Annotated in this window: 18 protein-coding genes; 4 read left to right on the top strand and 14 right to left on the bottom strand. The window is 68.7% G+C overall.

Going from position 1 to position 18595, the window contains the following annotated elements:
* Positions 1–74: 74 nt before the first annotated feature.
* The 3 genes from rdfA to E3328_RS15915 form a co-directional block, all read right to left on the bottom strand.
* The gene (rdfA, locus tag E3328_RS15925; RefSeq protein WP_135365598.1) at positions 75–695 is read right to left on the bottom strand and encodes a rod-determining factor RdfA; all 621 of its coding nucleotides are present in this window, start codon (positions 693–695) and stop codon (positions 75–77) included.
* A 477-nt stretch (positions 696–1172) separates the two neighbouring features.
* On the bottom strand, positions 1173–3782 hold the full coding sequence (locus E3328_RS15920) for a heavy metal translocating P-type ATPase (RefSeq protein WP_135365597.1): 2610 nt from the start codon (positions 3780–3782) through the stop codon (positions 1173–1175).
* A 102-nt stretch (positions 3783–3884) separates the two neighbouring features.
* Complete coding sequence (locus tag E3328_RS15915) at positions 3885–4133, bottom strand: DUF7996 family protein (RefSeq protein ID WP_135365596.1); 249 nt, start codon at positions 4131–4133, stop codon at positions 3885–3887.
* 112 nt (positions 4134–4245) lie between these two features.
* Between E3328_RS15915 and E3328_RS15910 the strand changes: the two genes are divergently transcribed.
* The 3 genes from E3328_RS15910 (at position 4246) to E3328_RS15900 (ending at position 7363) form a co-directional block, all read left to right on the top strand.
* Positions 4246–5487, top strand: coding sequence for an ornithine cyclodeaminase, nickel-pincer nucleotide-dependent (locus E3328_RS15910; protein ID WP_135365595.1), 1242 nt, complete (start codon positions 4246–4248; stop codon positions 5485–5487).
* Between the two features lie 107 nt (positions 5488–5594).
* Positions 5595–6035, top strand: a complete 441-nt coding sequence (locus E3328_RS15905; RefSeq protein WP_135365594.1) for a hypothetical protein — start codon at positions 5595–5597, stop codon at positions 6033–6035.
* 197 nt (positions 6036–6232) lie between these two features.
* Positions 6233–7363 carry a BGTF surface domain-containing protein gene (locus E3328_RS15900; protein ID WP_135365593.1) on the top strand — a complete coding sequence of 377 codons (1131 nt, stop codon included), beginning with the start codon at positions 6233–6235 and terminating at the stop codon, positions 7361–7363.
* A gap of 223 nt (positions 7364–7586) precedes the next feature.
* Here the strand turns inward: E3328_RS15900 and E3328_RS22370 are convergent, their stop codons facing one another.
* The 7 genes from E3328_RS22370 to E3328_RS15865 all read right to left on the bottom strand — a co-directional run bounded on the left by E3328_RS22370 (position 7587) and on the right by E3328_RS15865 (position 12365).
* A complete protein-coding gene (locus tag E3328_RS22370; protein WP_209452214.1) occupies positions 7587–8717 on the bottom strand; it encodes a hypothetical protein in 1131 nt (376 codons plus the stop codon).
* A gap of 252 nt (positions 8718–8969) precedes the next feature.
* Positions 8970–9233, bottom strand: coding sequence for a DUF7553 family protein (locus E3328_RS15890; RefSeq protein ID WP_135365591.1), 264 nt, complete (start codon positions 9231–9233; stop codon positions 8970–8972).
* A 57-nt stretch (positions 9234–9290) separates the two neighbouring features.
* Complete coding sequence (locus tag E3328_RS15885; protein ID WP_135365590.1) at positions 9291–9599, bottom strand: hypothetical protein; 309 nt, start codon at positions 9597–9599, stop codon at positions 9291–9293.
* A 130-nt stretch (positions 9600–9729) separates the two neighbouring features.
* On the bottom strand, positions 9730–10134 hold the full coding sequence (locus tag E3328_RS15880; RefSeq protein WP_135365589.1) for a universal stress protein: 405 nt from the start codon (positions 10132–10134) through the stop codon (positions 9730–9732).
* Positions 10135–10240: 106 nt separating this feature from the next.
* Positions 10241–10801 (bottom strand): NAD(P)/FAD-dependent oxidoreductase, encoded by a 561-nt coding sequence (locus tag E3328_RS15875; protein ID WP_135365588.1) that lies wholly within the window; start codon positions 10799–10801, stop codon positions 10241–10243.
* A gap of 125 nt (positions 10802–10926) precedes the next feature.
* A complete protein-coding gene (locus tag E3328_RS15870) occupies positions 10927–11322 on the bottom strand; it encodes a DoxX family protein (protein WP_135365587.1) in 396 nt (131 codons plus the stop codon).
* Positions 11323–11324: 2 nt separating this feature from the next.
* The gene (locus E3328_RS15865) at positions 11325–12365 is read right to left on the bottom strand and encodes a WD40/YVTN/BNR-like repeat-containing protein (RefSeq protein ID WP_135365586.1); all 1041 of its coding nucleotides are present in this window, start codon (positions 12363–12365) and stop codon (positions 11325–11327) included.
* A 195-nt stretch (positions 12366–12560) separates the two neighbouring features.
* Between E3328_RS15865 and E3328_RS15860 the strand changes: the two genes are divergently transcribed.
* The gene (locus E3328_RS15860) at positions 12561–13571 is read left to right on the top strand and encodes a TatD family hydrolase (protein ID WP_135365585.1); all 1011 of its coding nucleotides are present in this window, start codon (positions 12561–12563) and stop codon (positions 13569–13571) included.
* Positions 13572–13638: 67 nt separating this feature from the next.
* Here the strand turns inward: E3328_RS15860 and E3328_RS15855 are convergent, their stop codons facing one another.
* From E3328_RS15855 to E3328_RS15840, 4 genes are all read right to left on the bottom strand, one after another.
* Complete coding sequence (locus E3328_RS15855; protein ID WP_135365584.1) at positions 13639–15123, bottom strand: glycoside hydrolase family 43 protein; 1485 nt, start codon at positions 15121–15123, stop codon at positions 13639–13641.
* A 120-nt stretch (positions 15124–15243) separates the two neighbouring features.
* Complete coding sequence (locus E3328_RS15850) at positions 15244–16086, bottom strand: alpha/beta fold hydrolase (protein WP_135365583.1); 843 nt, start codon at positions 16084–16086, stop codon at positions 15244–15246.
* 165 nt (positions 16087–16251) lie between these two features.
* Positions 16252–17133, bottom strand: a complete 882-nt coding sequence (locus E3328_RS15845; RefSeq protein ID WP_135365582.1) for a fumarylacetoacetate hydrolase family protein — start codon at positions 17131–17133, stop codon at positions 16252–16254.
* Between the two features lie 82 nt (positions 17134–17215).
* Positions 17216–18571 (bottom strand): amidohydrolase family protein, encoded by a 1356-nt coding sequence (locus E3328_RS15840; protein WP_135365581.1) that lies wholly within the window; start codon positions 18569–18571, stop codon positions 17216–17218.
* Between the last annotated feature and the right edge of the window lie 24 nt (positions 18572–18595).

The raw sequence follows: 18595 nt of genomic DNA, 5'->3' as shown, positions 1-18595 counted from the left end.
CCGGCCCTCCCGGACGACGAGACCGCCCGGTCCCGGCGCCGTCCGGCCCGATTACACACATACGAGTGTAATGCTTACTCGTCGACTCGACAGCGGCAGCCGCCGCGCTCGATGAGGTCGATCGGGTCCTCCTGGCGGCCACACTCCTGGCAGACGACCTGCACGTCCGCGATCACGTCGACGGGGCCGATGTCCAGCCGCTCGGTCGACCGGAGGTTCTCGACGTTGCGCCGCGTGACCGCGTTCAGCCGGCTGGTGAGCCGCTGGATCGTCTCGACGGACTTCTCGCGCTGGTCGCCGTCGTCGCCGCCCTCGTACTCGGCGTCCCGGTAGTCGCGCAGATAGGTGTGGACGGCGTAGTGGCTCACGAAGTCGTTCTGGAGGTCGTCGACGTCGATCCCCTCCCGTTCGAGCCGGTTGCGGGCCTGCGTGCGGGCCCCCTCGGTCACGTCGTCGCCGGTGAGCAACTCGTAGATGTTCTCCAGTTCCCCCTGCAGCGTCACGACCCCCGCCTCGTCCATCGCACTCTCCAGCACGCGCCGGTTGAAGAAGTCCGCGAGGTCGCGCAGGCTCTGGCGCTCCCGGCCCTCGCCCGTCCACCGCCGCTCCAGTTCCCGGCCCAGATCCCCCAGGTCGTACTTGCGCACGACCCGCTCTACCTTGTTGTCCGGGCGCTCGTCCTGTCGATTCGTCATGCACACTGGCTACCACGGACTCGCTGATAGGTCTTCCGCTCGCCGCTCCGTCCCCCACTGCGACACCCTGAAGGCCGAACGACGACACCCGTCGCCGGAACGGCCCCGACCTGCGACCACCCCACCTCGACCCGATCGTCGGCTTCGACCTCGCCCGCTCGACCACAAGTATCCGTTTCCAATTATTGAAATTTTTCTTTGACTTCTGGATCGGTCCGTCTCCGAGAGAGATATTCGATCCGGCGCTAGAAACCCCAGTTCCCCGTTTTTCCCGCACATCGTACGAATACGATATCCTGTCAGAATTTGCGATTTCTACCAGCCGAACAGAGTCGAATCCGCATTTTAGACGCTCTTATCCCCGATACCGAATATAGAGGATCAATATCACGGAAACAGTAGTTTCTGTGTTTACTCCCTGTTTTTGTACGATCTCTTATTATTCTGGGCGGCACCGACCGGGCCGGCGGACCGCGCTCAGGCGGTCGCGGGGTCGGGGCGGAGGCGGGCGAGGCGCATGGCGTTGGCTGTGACGGCGGTGGTCATGCCCACGTCGCCGGCGAGGACGACGAACCAGAGGGGGACGGCGACGAACGGCAGCGGGATGGCGACGGCGAGCGCGGCCTTGACGAGGAGGCTCCCCCAGACGTTCTGGCGGATGATCCCGTTGCCGGTCCGGGCGAGCCGGTGGAGGTAGGGGAGCTTCGAGAGGTCGTCGCCCATCAGCGCCACGTCGGCGGTCTCGAGGGCGGTGTCGGTCCCCGCGGCGCCCATCGCGATCCCGACGGTGGCGGTCGCCAGCGCGGGCGCGTCGTTGATACCGTCGCCGACCATCGCGACGGTGTCGTACTCCTCGCGGAGCGCCTCGACCCGGTCGACCTTCTCGTCGGGGAGCAGGTCGGCGTGGAACGCGTCGACGCCGACCTGCTCGGCCGCCGCGCGGGCCGTCCGCTCGTTGTCGCCGGTGAGCATCGCGAGGTGGTCGACGCCCTGCTCGCGCAGGCGCTCGACCGTCCAGCGGGCCTCCGGGCGCACCTCGTCGGCGATGGCGACCAGCCCCTCGATCTCCTCGTCGGTGCCGACGAGCACGACCGTCTTCCCCTGAGACTGGAGCCGCGGGACCGTCTCCCAGAGGTCGACGCAGTCGTCGCGGTCCGGGCAGGGCCGCTTCGCGCGCTCGACCGCGACCCCGCCGTCGGACCGGCGGTCCGACGAGGTCTCGTTCCCGTCGCTCGCGAGACCGCCGTCGGTCATCGTCTCGTCGCCGCTCAGGTGGACGTGGTCCAGCTCGAACCCCAGGTCCTCGAAGAGACCGGGCTTGCCGGCGTAGTGGGTCCGACCGTCCAGGTCCGCGCGGACGCCCCTGCCGGTGATCGACTCGAAGTCGGTCACCTCGCGGTCCGCGACTCCCCGTTCGTCGGCGTGGGCGACGATGGCGTCGCCGATGGGGTGTTCGCTCCGGCGCTCGATGGCGCGGGCGCACTGCAACACGTCGGCCTCGTCGTTGCCGTTCAGCCCCACCACGTCGGTCACCGACAGCTCGCCGGTCGTCAGGGTCCCCGTCTTGTCGAAGGCGACGGCGTCCACGTCGCCCATCGCTTCCAGGTGGTTGCCGCCCTTGATCAGCACGCCGTTCTTCGCCGCGCTCGTGACGCCCGAGACCACCGTCACGGGCGTCGAGATGACGAACGCGCACGGGCAGGCGATGACCAGCAGGGAGATGCCGCGGACGAACCACGTCGCCCAGCCGCCGCTGAAGACCAGCGGGGCGACGAACGTGGCCAGCAGGGCGGCGACGACCACCGCGGGCGTGTAGTAGTCGGCGAACCGCTCGACGAACTGCTCGCGCTCGGTCTTGTTCGCCTGTGCGTCCTCGACGAGTTCGACGATCCGGTCGATGGTCGTGTCGCCCGCCGCGGCGGTCGTCTCCACCGCCAGGAACCCCTGCTCGTTGATCGTCCCCGCGAACACCTCGTCGCCGGGCTCCTTGTCCACGGGGACGCTCTCCCCGGTGATCGGCGCCTGGTTGACCGCGCTCGATCCCTCCGTCACGGTGCCGTCCATCGGGATCTTCTCGCCGGGCTCCACGAGGACGGTCTCGCCGACGGCCACGTCCTCGACGGGGACCTCCTCCCGCTCGGGCTCGCCGTCGGGTCCGGTCCGGCGGACCGTGGCGATGTCCGGGGAGAGCGTCAGCAGCTCCTCCAGCGAGTTGCGGGCGCGGTCGACCGAGTACCGCTCCAGCAGCTCGGCGACGTTGAAGAGGAAGGCCAGCGACGCCGCCTCGACGTAGAAGTGCAGGCCGGGGACGGCCAGCGAGATCCCCGCCGCGCTCAGGATGGCGACCGACATCAGGAAGTCGATGTCGAGGCTGAGATTCTTCGCCGAGTAGTAGCCGTTGCGGACGATCACCTGGCCGCCGGCGAGGACCGCCAGCAGGTACAGCGCGTCCGCGACCAGCAGCTCCCGGCCCGCGGCCGCGACGAGAGCGGTGTTCAGCCCGGGGAGCCCGAACTGGACGAGCAGGCCGAGCCCGAGGGCGAGGCCGCTGAGCGCGGTCTTCTTCGCGCGGGCGGTCCGGAAGACGCTCCCGGTCCCGACCGCGTCGTCCGCATCGCCGCCGGCGCTTCTGCTCCCGTCGTCGGCGACCGGATAGCCGGCGCTCTCGACCGCAGCGACGAGGTCCGAGCGGGAGGTCTGGCTGGTGTCGAAGGTGATCTTCGCCGTCCCCGTCGTCGGCTGCAGGTCCGTCGCGGCGACGCCCTCGCGGTCGGACAGCGCCGCGTCGACCTTGCTCGCACACGACGAGCAGTCCATCTCCGGGACCGAGAACCGCACCGTCGTCCCCTCGGCGACCCCGCCGTCGTCCGCGTCGGCAGCCGGGGCAGCCGACCCCTCGCAGCCGTCGGACTCGCAGCACGCCTCCCCGGTGTCGGCGGCGTCCGCGGCGTCGGCACTGGCACCATCGGTGCCGCCGGAGTCGTCACTGACGCCGCCGGCGTCGTCGGCGCGACGAGGGTCCCCGGCGCCGGTTCCGGCGCTCTCGGGGCCGCTTCGGTCGCCGGACCGGTTCGGGTCGTCCGTCATTACTCGGACCTAGACCGCCGGGACGTATTAACCCCGCTGCTACGAACCGGGGGTGAATTACTACAGTTTGCTAAAACGAGCGCGTTCGGTTAACAACTTCGCCTATCGGTCCGGGTCGGTCGACTCCTCGTCGGCCTCCCAGAGGTCGGTGCCGTCGGGGTCGCGGGCGCCCAGGTCCATCGGGCGGATCCAGACGTACCACGCGGCGAGGACGACGCTCCCGTAGCCGACCGGCCAGACGAGGCTACCGAGGCCCTCGAAGCCCGCCGACTCGACGAGGCCCGCGACCTGGCCGGTCAGCGCGATCCCGACGAGCAGTGCGAGCGCGAGCGCGATGTCTCCGTAGTCCATCGTCCGGAGTTGGGGCGGGCCGGACGTAAGCGGATCGATGCGGGCGGGGACTCGGCGGTCGCGGTCGGCGCCCATCCAAAACGACTTACTCGCCCCCGCCGTGGCTCCGGGCATGACTGCCGCGCGCGAGGTCGAACTGGAGGGTCACATCATCGACTCGGGGATGATGCAGGCCTGTTTCGGCATCATCATGGACATGGGCGGCTCCTTCGAGGTCGAGGAGTTCGCCATCGGCCGCGAGAAGACCGAGGAGTCCTACGCCCGCCTGCTCGTCGAGGCCGACGACGAGGAGACGCTCCAGTCGATCGTCCACGAACTCCACCAGAACGGCGCCAACCCCTCCGACCCGAAAGACGCCACGCTCCAGCGCGCCCCCAAGGACAAGGTCGTCCCCTACGGGTTCTACTCCACCACGAACCACCCCACCGAAGTCCGCATCGACGGCGAGTGGGTCGAGGTCGAGGACATCGAGATGGACTGCGCCGTGATCGTCGAGGACCGCGAAGGGGAGGACGGTGGCCCCCGCGCCTACACAGAGGTCCTCAGCGGCGTCGAGGAAGGCGATGCCATCGTCACCGGCGAGACGGGCATCCGCGTCAGCCCGCCCGAGCGCCCCCGCGACCGCGAGGGCGCCTTCGGGTTCATGCAGGGCGGCGTCTCCTCGGAGCGCCCCTCCGAGTCGACCATCCGCCAGGTCGGCGACGCCATCGAGGAGACCAAGCGCGAGGGCGGCGACGTGCTCGCGGTCTGCGGCCCCGCGCTCATCCACTCGGGCGCCCGCGAGGACCTCGCTCGCCTCGTCCGCGAGGGATTCGTCGACATGCTCTCGATCGGCAACGGCTTCGCCGTCCACGACCTCGAACGGGACCTGTACGGCACCTCGCTGGGCATGGACACCGAGAGCCTCGACCACCCGCGCAAGGGCCACAAACACCACATCTACACCATCTCGGAGATCATCCGCGAGGGCGGCATCGAGGAAGCCGTCGAGAGCGGCACCGTCGAGTCGGGGGTCATGTACGAGTGCGTCGAGAACGACGTGCCGTTCGTCATCGCCGGCTCCATCCGCGACGACGGCCCCCTGCCGGACACCATCACCGACTCGATGGAGGCCCAGAACGCCATCCGCGAGCAGGCCCACGAGGCCGACCTCGTGCTCATGCTCTCGACGCTGTTGCACTCCGTCGCGGTCGGCAACTGCCTCCCCTCGACGACCCGGACCGTCTGCGTCGACATCAACCCGGCCACCGTCACCCAGCTGCTCGACCGCGGCAGCGACCAGGCCGTCGGGATGGTCACCGACATCGGGACCTTCGTCCCGATCCTGGCGGACCATCTGCTGGACGAGGGGTAGAGGTCGCCCGACGGGGGGCAATCCGACGGGCGTCTCGGTACCGTCCGCCGCGGTCTATATATCCCTCATAGCGGTTTTTAACAGCCGGCCAGCGCCCGATCCGGTCGATGCCCTCCCTGGATCGCCGCTCGTTTCTCGCGAGTTCGACCGCGGCGCTCGCCGGCGCCGCCGGCTGCAGCACGGCCGAATCGTCCCCGCGGCTCGCCCACTGGGTGACGGTGTATCTCGCCGACCGCGAGGAGACCTACGAGGTGTCGGTCACGGTCACCGACGCCTCCGGCGAGACCGTCTTCGAGAGGGCGTACAGCCTCTCGGACGACAACGAGGCCGACGAGGACGCGCCGTTCCCCGACTCGGCCGAGCCCGAGGCCGTCGTCGTGACCGTCGACGGGTCCCGCTTCGAGCGCGACTGGCCCGGCTTCGAGCAGCCGGAACTCCCCTGCGACGACCCGAACCGGTCGGGGATCGAGGTCTGGATAGAGACCGGCGAGGACGGGTCCCCGGGTATCCGGGTCGAGGCGGACTGCCAGCACGTCACGATGGAGTGAGCCGCCGGACGAGGCCCCGGTAGCTCGTCTGACGCCGCTCAAACCGAGATTTAACCATTCGTCGGGGATACTTACCGGTCGGCCGTAGCCGGTGGTGGGATGCACGCAGACCGCCCACCCCGCGACCGAACCGAGGCGGTCGGCCCCCTGTGGTCCGACCGCGGACAGCCCTCCCGCGTCACAACGGGGGTGATCCGGTGAACCGCACCTACGGCACCGTCGGCGCCGTCGCGGTGGTCCTCGTGGCCGCCGTCGCCGCGGTGTCGGCCGGCGGCGTCCCGCTCGGGGGCGACGGCCCCGCCGACTCGACCGCGACGCCCGGCCCCGCCGGGAACGGGACGACCGTCGCCCACGACGGCGCCCATCTCTCGCTGGACGGCGCGCCGAACCAGACCATCGCCGGCGAGACGGACCTGTCGCCCGAGACGGAACTCGCGGTGCGGGTCGTCTCGGACGGGGACAGTCCGTTCCTCGTCTCCGAGTCGACGACCGTCGCCGAGGACGGCGCGTTCTCGGCGACCGTCGACCTCTCACACGTCTCCGAGGACGCCTCTGCCTGGGTGACGGTCGTCCGCGACGGCGCCGAGCTGGCGAACGTGAGCGCCCGCGTCAGCGCCGTCGCGGGCGTCACGCCGACAGACGGTTCCGGGGACGCCGAGTCGGGCACCGCCTTCGTCTACGACGGCGACCGGCTCGCGGTCGCGGCGCTCGAAAACGCGACCGTGCGCGGCGAGACGGCCCTGGCGCCCGGGAGCGAGCTGACCGTCCGACTGACCTCGACGGCGGGCGCGTCGCCGTTCCTCGTCCAGCGGACGGCGACGGTCGACGAGGACGGCACCTTCGTCGCCGAGGTCGACCTGGTCGGCGTCGACAACGGGACGACCTTCGAGGCCGTCGCCCGCCACGACGGCGCGGACCTCGCGTCCGCCGAGGGCGTCGTCATCGGCGGGGACAACGTGGTGTCGACGACGAACACGAGCCAGGGCAACCTGACGATGGTGCCCGTCAACGACACCAGTCCGGTCGCCGACGAGGACCACAACACGACCCTCGACTACGACGGGGACGCGCTGACGCTCGAACCGGCGTCGGACCGGTCGATCGCCGGCGAGACCGACCTGCCGGCGGGGACGGAGGTGACCATCCGGCTCCGGTCGGCGGGCGACTCCAGTCCGTTCCTCAAGAGCGCCGCGGCGACCGTGACTGAAGACGGTCGGTTCAGCGCCGCGGTGAACATGAGCGCTGTACCGGCGGGTTCGACCTTCGAGGTCACGGTTCGCCACGACGGCGACACGGTCGCCACCGCCGACGGCGAGGTGGTCGAGTAAGTCTGGCCCGTTTCTCGGAGGTGCTGTCAGACCGCGAGGCTTCCGCTCTTTTCCCCTTCGGGTGTTGGCTTGTCCGATATCCGCCGTTTCCGTTCGACGTGCGAGTCGTTCGCTCTGTTCTGCGTGCGTATTGAGCGATTCGGTGAGGAGAAATTCGGGATATCAATTTTTCCGAGTTGCTCTCTGGTTGGCGGTATCTTCAAAGACAACCCGATAGGGAACATTAGGAGGAAGTTGTTGTCGTGGGTGATCCTTCTCTCGGCCATTCCAAGTTCTGGAATGGATTCATCTCTTCGTATTCACTGTCGTCGTAGACTGCTCCGACAGTGAACCCATCCGCTTCCTCGTCATATCCAAATGCGAAGTTTCCTGCTGGCATTGCATTCGCTATCTTGGTTATATCGTCAAAGAAGTCCTTCGCGTTGCCTTCTGTAACTTTTTCTTCAGCAACGTACCAAGCATCCCAGCTATATGGCATAATCCCGACGTCAATTTTATTACTATTGTATGGTATTGCACTGAATTCTTCTTTCGGAGATTCTGGTTCTGCCCAGTTCTGAGGGGATATTTGTTCAAATCCAGCTTCATACACACTCGCATCTAAAATGTGGCTTTCTGCTGGATGGTCGTTCCAAAATCCGTCGTTTTCTGTTGTCCAGTTTGTGTCGAGGTGTTGGTTTCGGCTGGTTCTGTCGCCTATTGGTGTGAGGAGGTCTTGGTGTTGTTCGTCGGTGTCTGGATTAGTGTATTCGAGGATGAGTCCTGGTTGTTGACCGACTGCGTAGACTCTGTGTGCTGCTGCTATGTTTCCATCTTCAAAATTGAAGTCTTCTATGTTTTCGACGACTGCGGCCATTGCTGTGATGTGTGTGGAGACTGGGAAGTCTGTTGAGTCGTCTCTGTTGACTGAGTGGAATCCGATTTTTGCTCCTTCGATAGCGGCTTTTCGTACTTGTTCCTCGTAGGCTTGGTCTGTGTCGATGTCGATGTCGAGAGCGTGGCTATTGGCTACTTCGTTGACTGTGGAGTCGTAGTACTCCTGTGGTGTTTGCCCCACTTCGATTTCAGAAGCGGTCTTGCCCACTAACTGGTCGTAGAGAGAGTCAGAATCAGTCGGTGTGGCAGTGGGCGTATCAGTCGGCGTCGCCGTCGCTGTCTCCGTCGGTGTAGCAGTGGGTGTCTCCGTCGGTGTGTCCGTCTCGGGAGATATTCCCGACGTTGTTTCGGTGGGACTGCTCTCACTCCCAACGGTTTGTGAAGTAGTATCACCCATATTTTGACAGCCGACTGTAGAGCCGACCGCAGCGAGAGAGAGTACTCTGAGAAGTCGACGGCGGCTCCAGTCTCCAGTCATATCGTACTCCAAAATCGACAACAGTGAAGAAATTTCCTATCGGCATCAGCTGCTTCTCTGTTGAAGCCTCAGGCTGTACTGAACGTTACGTTTACTACCTGCACTGAGCATCCGGCGCGGAGCGCCGGTTCGCCGGACGCGAGGGAGCGACGCGACCGAGTCGTCCGGTTTTTCACCCATGTTTTTGCCGCCCGGGTTCCCCGCAGGTCGCCTTTGGCGACCGAGGAAACCCGGGCGGGAAAAAGATGGTTCCTAGACGCCCTCGACGGTCTCGCGGAAGGCGACGACCGACTCGTGGGCGGACTGGACCTGTTCGCCCACGTCGGAGTCTTCGAGGTCGTTGAGCGCGTTCTCGATGCGGGCGAGGCGGCCGTGGTCGGGGTCGCGGTCGCGGGTGGCCAGCGTGTCGAGCTGGTCGGCGAGGCTGGACAGGCGCTCGGCCGCGTCGTCGTCGCTCGTCTCGTCGGCCGCCGATTCGAGTGTCGTGCTCGCGTCCGCGAGGTTCTCGCGTGTCATGGCCGACGCTTCACGGGTGCCCCTCCTAATCCTTGCGGAGAACGCCTTCGGGCGGGGTCAGCGCGCCTCGTCGGCCGCGCGGCGCCGCTCTGCCTCGGCGTGGAACGCGAGGAACCCGAGGAAGAACGTACAGAGGGCGACGGGAAACCACATCGCGACGAGGACCTCCACGACCGGCCGCACCTGATCCATACTCGCCTGCGGGACGCCGGGGACCGTCCCGTGGAGCGACCAGGCCACCGCCTGGAGGCGGCTCATCAGCCGGAACCGGTTCGTGTAGACGAGGACCCACATCGCGAGCGAGACCAGGGTCGCCGCGTGCCAGACCTGCCAGTCGGTCGGGAACCACCGGGGGGCGGAGGGCATGTGTCGACGTGGCCACCGCTTCGAAGAACCGCGGAATCAGTCTTGTGGCGGACTGGTGGCGCCTCGGCGGCGCGGCGTCGCCGCCGACCGCACGCGTCCCGCGCGTTGCGGGCCCGCCGGGCGCTGGGCCCTACGATTCGACCAGCGGGACGCAGCGCACCGGGCGGTCGGTCCCGAGCAGGAGGTTCTGGCCGGTCGAGCCGAAGACGACCTTCCCGACCGGCGTGCGCTTGCGGATGCCGACGACGAACTCGTCGGCGTCGACCTCCCCCGCGAAGGTCATCAGGTCCTCGACGGGTTCGTTGCCGCGGACGAACTGGTGGGTCTCGACGGTGACCGCCAGGTCCTCCAGGGCGTCGACGACGGCCTCGATGGCCTCCTCGCCGGCGCGCACGTCGTCGCCGCTCGTGTCCTCGCCGCCCTCCAGGGAGTTGACGACGTAGATCGTGTCCTCCGGTTCGACGACCCGCCGCAGGTACGACGACAGCGCCTCGCTCGATTCGACCGTGTCCGTCCCGACCACGAGATCGGTCATGGCGCTACGTTCACGGACGACGATGATAAATCCAGGCGGTCGTACGGGGCGCCGATGGGGCGGCGAGTGGGGGGACGGAAAGGGAGGGCGGGGGGCGACGGTCGACCTACAGGTCGGGCACGTCCGACGGCATGTCGAAGTCGTGGTAGTACTCGCCTCTCTCCTTCGAGAGGATGTCCAGCACCGCGGCGGCGCCGTCGCCGGCGGCGATGACGGCCTGCCACTTCTCGGCGCGACCCATCGCGCCGGTGGCGTAGACGCCGTCGACGGAGGTCTCCATGTCGACGGTCACGTCGACCACGTCCTCGTCGGTGAACTCGCAGCCCAGGTCCTCGGCTAGGCTCCGGTCGCCGCCGGTCGCCAGCACGACGTAGTCGGCGGCGTGCTCCTCGTCGTCGGTGTGGACGGCGAACCCGTCGCCGTCCGCCTCGACGGCCGTCACCTCCGCGTCTTCGAGCTCGGCGCCCCGGTCCTCGACCTGCCCGCGGGTGACTTCGAGGAATTCGTCGCCGCTGATCGAGCGGATCGCCGGGTAGTTGAACAGGTGGGCCTTGTGCATCCACGACTCGTCGGTGTCGAAGACCACGGTCTCCAGGTCGTTTTTCGCCGCGTACAGTCCTGCGCTCAGGCCGGCGGGACCGCCGCCGACGACTGCTACGTCTACCATACCCGACCCTGCGGACCGTCGCGGGATATGTTTTACCATCCAGTAAAAACCGGCAATCGCGGCCGGTTCGGCTGGCTGGTAGTTGCGAACGGTCGTGAACGGCGTGTCGAGAGGCCGTCAGCCGGTCACTCCTCGCGTTGCTGGCGGTCGGCCGCCTCGAGGAGGACGACGGCGCCGCCGAGCAGGGCGAGGTTCTTCAGGAAGTTGATCTTGTTACCCTGGCGCTCCGTGCCCTCCATCGTCCAGAAGTTGTGGATGACGGGCGTGGTCCCGAGGAAGAAGACGACCAGCGCGCCGGCCGACGCTCGGGGGTACTTCCAGAGGGCGATCCCGAGGTTGGCGACGAACAGCATCCCGGTGACGAACGGGACCATCACGTCCGGCATCGGGACGCCGCTCTCCTCGGCGACCGCGACGCGTTTCTCGTTGTTCCGGAACCCGTCCAGTGCCATGTACGCCAGTACCCCGCTGTACAGCAGGCGACCGAGCGCCGAGGGCGGGGAAGACTGTGCGTCCCCCATACTCAGATCGCCTCGATCCGGCTGACGTTGGCGTCGACGCGGCCGACGGTCTCGTACTCGCCGTCGGTCCGGCGCATGACCCGGCCGCGCACGTCGTCGCGGGCGTCGGGCACGTCGAACAGCCCCGACCCGCAGACGACGCTCCCCTCGTAGACTGCCCAGGTCTCGATCACCTCGTGTGGTTCGCCGGGGAACGCCACCCGCTCGAAGTCGCGGCCGAAGTTGGTCGACTCGAACAGCGCCACCTCGTGTTCGTCCTCGACCCACGCGGGCGGGGCCTCCTCGCCGCCGCAGAAGAACACCCGGCCGTCGTGGACGAACACCCGCCGGATGTACGAGAAGTCGTTGCCCCTGTCGAGGCGGGTCCAGGAGTCGCCGGCGTCGACCGTCCGCCAGAGGCCCCCCTCCCCGACGGCGTGGCCCAGTCCCAGGTTCTCCAGGTTGTGGTCGAGGTACCCGGTCGTCGCCAGCCACACGTCCTCCGAGATGGGGAGTACCTGATGCACGTCGTCGACGATGGTGTCCCGCCTGTCCGTCCAGGTCTGGCCGCCGTCGTCGCTGAGGTGGATGCCGCCGGCCTCGACGCCCGCGATCAGTCGCTCGGGGCGACCCGGTACCTGTTCGAGCACCCGCAGTCGCGCGTAGTGGGGGTCGATGGGCGACTCCCAGTGGCCCCGCGACGGGAGGTCACGGAAGCCCTTCAGTTCCGACCACGTCTCGCCCTCGTCGGTCGAGCGGAAGACGTAGGGGTCGTTCGTGCCGGCGTAGAGCGCGTCGTCGGTCCCGAGGATCGACCACACCTCGCTCGTCCCGGCGTGCCAGAAGCGGTCGCCGATGGGCACCCCGAGATCCTCCCACGTGTCGCCGCCGTCGGTCGACCGATACGCTCCCTCGGAGGCGGCGACGAACACGCCGTCGACGGCGTCGAAGGTCTTCACCGCCGTCACCACCCCGCAGTCGAGCACCCGCTCGGCCTCGCCCTCGTCGAACGGCAGGTCGTCGACCCGGTGCAGTCCCGCGTCTGTCCCGATCAACAGTGTCATACAGTACCACAAAAGGATCGGCCGCTCATAAAGGTTTACCAGGCTGTAAAACGCTAAGTGCGAGGCGAGCGAAGGGACGGGAGAGGCGACACCCGCGCGGCGACTCGCCCGCTGCCGGAGGACCGGCGAGCGGACCGGGCGACCGCCGAGCGCGGCGTGCGACCGCCGCGCAAGCCGGACGACCACCACACCACTATGACACGACCACAGCCGACGCGGCGGCCGACCGACGCGTCGTATCTCGACGACGCCGACCGGGTCGACCCGCCGACGGAACTGCTGAACCTGCCGTGGATCGACGCGCACAACCACGCCCACACGCTCTCGTGGGCCGACCGCGAGCGCTACGCGCTGTCGGGCTGCGAGGGGATGATCATGGTCTCCTCGGGGTACCACTGGACCCCATACAAGCCCGTCCGCGCCGAGGACGTGCGCTACCTCTGGGACGACGCGATCAACCGCCGGGCGGCCATCGAGCGCGACCACTTCTTCGAGGCGAAACTCGGGCTGGGCATCCACACCGGCGTCCGCATCGAGAACCCCGACGAGCTGCTCGACGCGATGGCCGACTACTGCGAACTCGACGAGGTCGTCACGGTCGGCGAGACGGGCGTCACGCCCGCCCAGCACGCGGAGGCCTGGGGCCTGGACGAGCAGCGTGCCGTCGTCGAGGCCCAGATGGCGCTGGCGGCCGACCACGACCTGCCGGTCATCCTCCACACGCCCAACACCGGGACGGACTCGAAACGGGAGTACACTCGGCCGACCGGCGGCACCCCCGGCTACGAGAAGAACACCGCGCTCGGGCAGGAGCCCGTCATCGAGGGCGAGAACCCGCACCTGGAAGCCGTGAAGATCGACGTGGAAGCCGCCAACGACGCCGGACTGTCCGAGGAACGGGTCGTCGCCTCCCACGCCGATCCAGACAACATCGAGTACCTCATGGAGGAGACCGACTGCTACGCGAGTTTCACCATCGGCCACTCCTGGCTGGTCGGCGTCGACGCGGCGGACGTTGCCGACGCCATCGACCGCTGGGGCCCCGACCGGGTCATGGTCGACACCGACTGCGCGAACGTCCTCAGAACGGACCCCTTCGCGCTCAAGCGAGCGATATTCGAACTGTACCGCTACGGGATCGACCCCGCGGACATCCGGCGGGTCGTGTTCGAGAACCAGCGCGAGGTCTTCGGGTTCGGGGAGTAGTCCCGGACCGGCCCCGACGACTGCTCACGGCGAGCGACCGCCGGCGGGTCCGAGGCGCCGACTCCGCTTACAGCGATTCGTAGACGAACTGCTCGACCAGGGCGGGGTCCTCGCAGGTCCGTCCGCGACCGGTGGCGTACGGGCCGACCGTGACGCCCAGGAATCCGTCGGCCACCTCCGTCGAGACGTACCGCGTCGACGCCGTCGCGAGTTCGTCCCCGTCCGCGAGGAACCGGTACCGTTCGGTCTCGGCCGCCACCGCGAGGTCGGCTCTCGCGCCGACCGGCCTGCGCGCGACCACGTCCGTCGCGTCGCCGATCCGGAGTCGGACGACGGCCTCCCGGCGGCCGTCGCGTCGCGTGACGCCTACCTGGTAGTGGTGGCGGTCGTTCGCGAAGACGGCCAGGCCGGCCTCCTCGCCCTCGGCGGGGTCGAACGCGAGCGTCGCCTCGGCGCGACAGTCGAAGGCCGTCTGTCGCCGGCCGACGAACGTGGCGCCCGGTTCGTCCAGCGTCTCCGGACCCCCGTGGAGGGTGAGGCCCTCCGCGCCCGTCTCGAAGCGCTCGCGATCCGGGTGGCCGCGGAACTGCCACTCGACGCCCAGACCGCCGTCGAAGGTCGTCTCCGTGCGTTCGACGGCCGTCGGCTCCGTCCGCCGCTCGCCGGGGAGCGGCGCCGCCATCTCCGTCTCGATGGGCTCCCCGCCGTTGACCACCGGCCACCCGTCCTCCCAGGAGACGGGCGCGAGGAACGTCTCGCGGCCGAGGTGGTGGTAGCGCGGCCACATGCTGTGCTGGCGGATCCCCAGGCAGACCAGCCACCACTGCCCGTCGCCGTCCCGCACGAGGTCGGCGTGGCCGACGGCCCTGATCGCGTCGCGCGGCCGCCCCCAGTGGGTGAGGACCGGGTTGTCCGGGTGCGGTTCGTACGGCCCGGTCGGGTCGTCGGCCCGCGCCGCGACGACCATGTGGCCGGCGTGGGTGCCGCCCTCCGCGGCGAGCAGGTAGTAGGTGCCGTCGCGCTCGTAGACGTGCGGCGCCTCGGCGTAGGGGTCCCGGTACCCCGTCCAGACCGTGTGGGACTCGCCGAGTTCGCCCGTCTCCGGGTCGATTTCGGCCTGCTGGACGGGCGCGTCCGGGTCGTCGACGTGGTAGGTGAAATAGCAGGTCCCCTCGTCCCAGAAGAGATCGGGGTCGAACCCCGGCGCGTCGACCCAGGTCGGCTCCGACCACTCCCCCGCGGGGTCCTCGGCGGTCACGAAGAAGTGCCCGCCCCCGCTGACGTTCGTGGTGACGAGGTAGAAGGTCCCCTCGTGGTGGCGCAGCGTCGGCGCGAAGATGCCTCCCGAGGCGCCGGCCTCGTCCAGCGGGAGCTGGGACTCGCGGGTCAGCGCGTGCCCGATCGGTTCCCAGTCGGCGAGGTTCCGGCTCCGGTACAGCGGGACGCCGGGCGCGTACCCGAAGGAACTGGTCGCCAGGTAGAACGTATCGTCGACTCGGCAGACCGTCGGGTCCGGGTGGAAACCCGGGAGGACGGGGTTCTCGTACGACATGCGGGAGCCGTCTCGCCGGGGGGAAGTCACTCTGTGGGTATCGGCAGTCCGTCGCACCGGTGGTGGCGCCGCGCCGATGGTGCCACCGCACTGTGGCCCGGACGCCGCTCGCGCCCGCGTTCAGACCGTCCCGAGGAACGACCGGAGTTCCTCGGTCGCGCGCTCGCGCTCGTCCCAGAAGACCGTGTGGCCCGCGCCCTCGACGTGGACGAGTCGGCCGTCCGGCAGGTGGTCGGCTATCGCCCGTTCCCGCTCGCGCACCGCCCCCTCGGCGTCGGCCTTCAGGACCAGCGTCGGCGCCTCGATGTCTCCGTTGACATCGGCGTGGTCGAGCATCCCGGCCTCGAAGACGCGCGTGACCTCGGGGCGGAGCCGACGCCTGGCCTCGGCCAGTCGGTGCGCCAGGCCGGGCCGCCCCGACTCGGCGAGGTCGCCGAGCCACGCCTCGTCCTCGAAGACCGCCTCGACGCTGGCGTCCTGCCACCGTTCGATCTGCGCCGCCAGGTCCGCTCCGCGTCCCTCGTCCTCGGACCCACCGCCGGGACCGTCGCTGCCCTCGACCCGCCAGACGGGGTCTTCGAGGACGACGGCGCGCGGCCGGTCCGGTTGACGCGTCGCGGCCGCCGCGACCGTGTCGGCGCCCATCGAGTGGCCGAAGAGGACCGGGTCCTCGACAGCGAGCGCGTCGAGCAGTCCGAGCAGGTCGGTCGCCCGCTCGTGGGGCCCGTAGGCCTCGTCGGGGGCGCCGGACCGGCCGTGGCCGCGAGCGTCGTACAGCACCACGTCGTAGTCGTCCGCGAGTTCGCGGGCGAGGCCGAGCCGACAGTACCCGTCGTCGGAGAACCCGTGGGAGACGACGAACGGCGGCCCCTGCCCGCCCGCGCGACAGTAGTGTAGCTCGACGCCGTTCGCCTCGGCGAATCCGCGCTCCCAGTCGTCCGGGATCTCGGTGCGTTCACCCATGGGGACGAACCTGTCTACCGGAGATTATAAATCGTTCGACACCGGCAGGCAGCGGGTACGAGAATCGCCCCGGCAGGGCGTCCGGCCCTCCGGACTGTCCCCCTCGTCCCGGCGCGCGACTCGATCAGCGACCGACCGTCGCCGACGCTCGACGCGCCACCGGCGTCACTCGTACGCGAAGTCGTTCGTCAGTTCGCCCAGCCCCTCGATACCGATCGTCACCTCGTCGCCGTCCTCCAGCAGGACGGGCGGGTCGCGGTAGACGCCGACGCCCGGTGGCGTCCCCGTGAAGAGGAGGTCGCCGGGCTCGAGGGTGAACGCCTGGCTGCAGAAGGAGACCAGCTCGTCGACGCCGAAGATGAACTCCTCGGTCGAGGAGTCCTGCAGGCGCTCGCCGTTGACCTCCGCCCAGATGTCCAGGTCGTGGGGGTCGTCGACCTCGTCGCGGGTGACGAGATCCGGGCCGGTGGGGGCGAAGCCGTCGAGGCTCTTGCCGCGGATCCACTGGCCGTCGCCGTGTTGCAGGTCGCGGGCGGACACGTCGTTGCCGACGGTGAAGCCGGCGACGTACTCGAACGCCTCGTCGGGGTCGACCCGGCGGGCCTCCTCGCCGATGACGACGACCAGCTCGGCCTCGTAGTCGACCTTCCCGGTGAGGTCGGGGTCCCAGCGGACGGTGTTACCGGGCCCGTTGACGGTCGTCGGGAACTTCGAGAAGAGGACGGGCGTGTCGGGGATCGGGTTGTCGCCCTCCTCGGCGTGGTCGCGGTAGTTGAGCCCGACGCAGACGACCTTCTCCGGGTCGCTCACCGGCGCGTGGCGGTCCAGGCCGTCGGGGTCGCGCAGTCCCTCGCCCGTCTCGGTCGCGTGCTCGACGGCCAGTTCGGCCTTGCGGCGCCACTCCCAGGTCGCCAGCAGTTCGCCGGTCGTCCGCGGGATGTCGACGCCCGCGGCCGCCCCGGCCTCGGGGAGGGCGACGACGCCGTCGTCGGTTTCGATGCCACACCACGGCTGCTCGCCGTCCGCGCTGAATTGTCCTACTCTCATGGTCGGGTCGCGATTGGGGCTCGCGTCGCAAAGTCGGGTCGGTTCGCGCTCGGGGACGCCGCGGTCGCGAGGGCGGCTCCGCTCACAGGTCGATGCCGGCCTCGTCGAGCAGCCGTTCGCCCGAGGCGACGAACCGGTCGAACTCCTCGTCGACGAGGGGGTTGGTCAGCCGGCCGTCGCGCTTGACGACCTCGCCGTCGACCATCACCGTGTCGATGTGGGAGGGGTCGGACTGGAAGACGGCGGTCTGGACCGGCGAGTGGGCCGGCGCGGTCAGGAAGTCGTTCGTCCGGACCGTGATCAGGTCCGCGCGCTTGCCCGGCGTGATGGTCCCGATCTCGTCCTCGAGGCCCAGCGCCCGCGCGCCCTCGATGGTCGCCATCTTCAGGGCGTCGCGGCAGGAGATCGAAACCCCGGTGACCTCCTCGTGGCCCTCGAGGACCTCCTGGTTGTCCAGCATCCGCTGGACCTGCATGCCGACCCGCATCTGGCTGCTCACGTCGCCGGCGATGTTCGAACAGACGTCGACGCCCCAGGTCGGGCGCCCCCCGGCTTCCAGGACCTTTCCGGTGACCGGGATGCCGTGGCCCATCTGCATCTCGACCTCCGGCGTCGACGAGAACGAGACGCCCTGCTCGACGGCGTGGTCGACGTCCTCCTGAGCGAAGTGGTTGCCGTGGGCGACGTTCACGTCGGGGCCGAGTTCGTCCTCGAGGCACCCGAAGCCCTGGTAGTCCTCGCCGTAGACCGAGGAGGGCCACAGTGCAGCGCCCATGTGGACGGTCGCGAGCGCGTCGAGCTCCCGGGCGAGTTCGAGGTCCGCCAGCGCGGTCTCGTCGACACAGAAGTCGGGCCCCCGGAGGCCGAGCGCCAGGTCGAGCAGGTCGTCGTCGCGGATCTTCGCCTCGTGGAGCTCGCGGATGTTCCCCTCGGGGAGACCCACGTCGCTGTCGAACCACCACTTGGCCGCGTCGTCGCCCGGCGGGCCGTAGGTGTACACCGCGCGCAACCCGGCGTCCTGTAGCGCGTCGACGGCCTGCTCGCCGTGTTCGAGCGTGTTGGGGTACGACCAGTCCAGCGCCGTCGTCGTCCCCGTGTGGAGCTTCTCGAAGGCGCCGAAGAGGCCGCCGAGGTACATGTCCTCCGGCTGGTAGAGGCCCGTGATGTTGCCGAGCATGTGCTCGAAGTACTCCCCCATGAGCGACCAGTCGCCGGCGATGCCCCTGACCTGCGTCTGGGCGAGGTGGATGTGCGAGTCGACGAACCCCGGCAGGACGACGTGGTCGGTGGCGTCGATGACCTCCGCGTTGTCGGTGCTCAGTCCGCGCCCGACCTCGACGATCTCGCCGTCCTCGACCAGTACGTCCGCGTCGTCCAACTGTCCCACGTCCGGGTCGAGGGACACGACCGTCCCGTTCCGAATGATCGTTCGTGTCATGTTCACCCGTACCGTTCGACCGAG

Source organism: Halosimplex halophilum (genome assembly GCF_004698125.1).
GTDB lineage: Archaea > Halobacteriota > Halobacteria > Halobacteriales > Haloarculaceae > Halosimplex > Halosimplex halophilum.
Note: the sequence above shows the minus strand (reverse complement) of the source record. Positions and strands in the feature narration are given on the sequence as shown.

What these genes read in the sequence shown, in the direction of transcription:
- E3328_RS15860 (WP_135365585.1), top strand. Translation starts at nt 12,561, where the DNA reads ATGACACGACCACAGCCGACGCGGCGGCCGACCGACGCGTCGTATCTC.
- E3328_RS15890 (WP_135365591.1), bottom strand. Translation starts at nt 9,233, where the DNA reads ATGACACGCGAGAACCTCGCGGACGCGAGCACGACACTCGAATCGGCG.
- E3328_RS15855 (WP_135365584.1), bottom strand. Translation starts at nt 15,123, where the DNA reads ATGTCGTACGAGAACCCCGTCCTCCCGGGTTTCCACCCGGACCCGACG.
- E3328_RS15905 (WP_135365594.1), top strand. Translation starts at nt 5,595, where the DNA reads ATGCCCTCCCTGGATCGCCGCTCGTTTCTCGCGAGTTCGACCGCGGCG.
- E3328_RS15850 (WP_135365583.1), bottom strand. Translation starts at nt 16,086, where the DNA reads ATGGGTGAACGCACCGAGATCCCGGACGACTGGGAGCGCGGATTCGCC.
- E3328_RS15910 (WP_135365595.1), top strand. Translation starts at nt 4,246, where the DNA reads ATGACTGCCGCGCGCGAGGTCGAACTGGAGGGTCACATCATCGACTCG.
- E3328_RS15915 (WP_135365596.1), bottom strand. Translation starts at nt 4,133, where the DNA reads ATGGACTACGGAGACATCGCGCTCGCGCTCGCACTGCTCGTCGGGATC.
- E3328_RS15885 (WP_135365590.1), bottom strand. Translation starts at nt 9,599, where the DNA reads ATGCCCTCCGCCCCCCGGTGGTTCCCGACCGACTGGCAGGTCTGGCAC.
- E3328_RS15870 (WP_135365587.1), bottom strand. Translation starts at nt 11,322, where the DNA reads ATGGGGGACGCACAGTCTTCCCCGCCCTCGGCGCTCGGTCGCCTGCTG.
- E3328_RS22370 (WP_209452214.1), bottom strand. Translation starts at nt 8,717, where the DNA reads ATGACTGGAGACTGGAGCCGCCGTCGACTTCTCAGAGTACTCTCTCTC.
- rdfA (WP_135365598.1), bottom strand. Translation starts at nt 695, where the DNA reads ATGACGAATCGACAGGACGAGCGCCCGGACAACAAGGTAGAGCGGGTC.
- E3328_RS15840 (WP_135365581.1), bottom strand. Translation starts at nt 18,571, where the DNA reads ATGACACGAACGATCATTCGGAACGGGACGGTCGTGTCCCTCGACCCG.
- E3328_RS15865 (WP_135365586.1), bottom strand. Translation starts at nt 12,365, where the DNA reads ATGACACTGTTGATCGGGACAGACGCGGGACTGCACCGGGTCGACGAC.
- E3328_RS15880 (WP_135365589.1), bottom strand. Translation starts at nt 10,134, where the DNA reads ATGACCGATCTCGTGGTCGGGACGGACACGGTCGAATCGAGCGAGGCG.
- E3328_RS15875 (WP_135365588.1), bottom strand. Translation starts at nt 10,801, where the DNA reads ATGGTAGACGTAGCAGTCGTCGGCGGCGGTCCCGCCGGCCTGAGCGCA.
- E3328_RS15845 (WP_135365582.1), bottom strand. Translation starts at nt 17,133, where the DNA reads ATGAGAGTAGGACAATTCAGCGCGGACGGCGAGCAGCCGTGGTGTGGC.
- E3328_RS15920 (WP_135365597.1), bottom strand. Translation starts at nt 3,782, where the DNA reads ATGACGGACGACCCGAACCGGTCCGGCGACCGAAGCGGCCCCGAGAGC.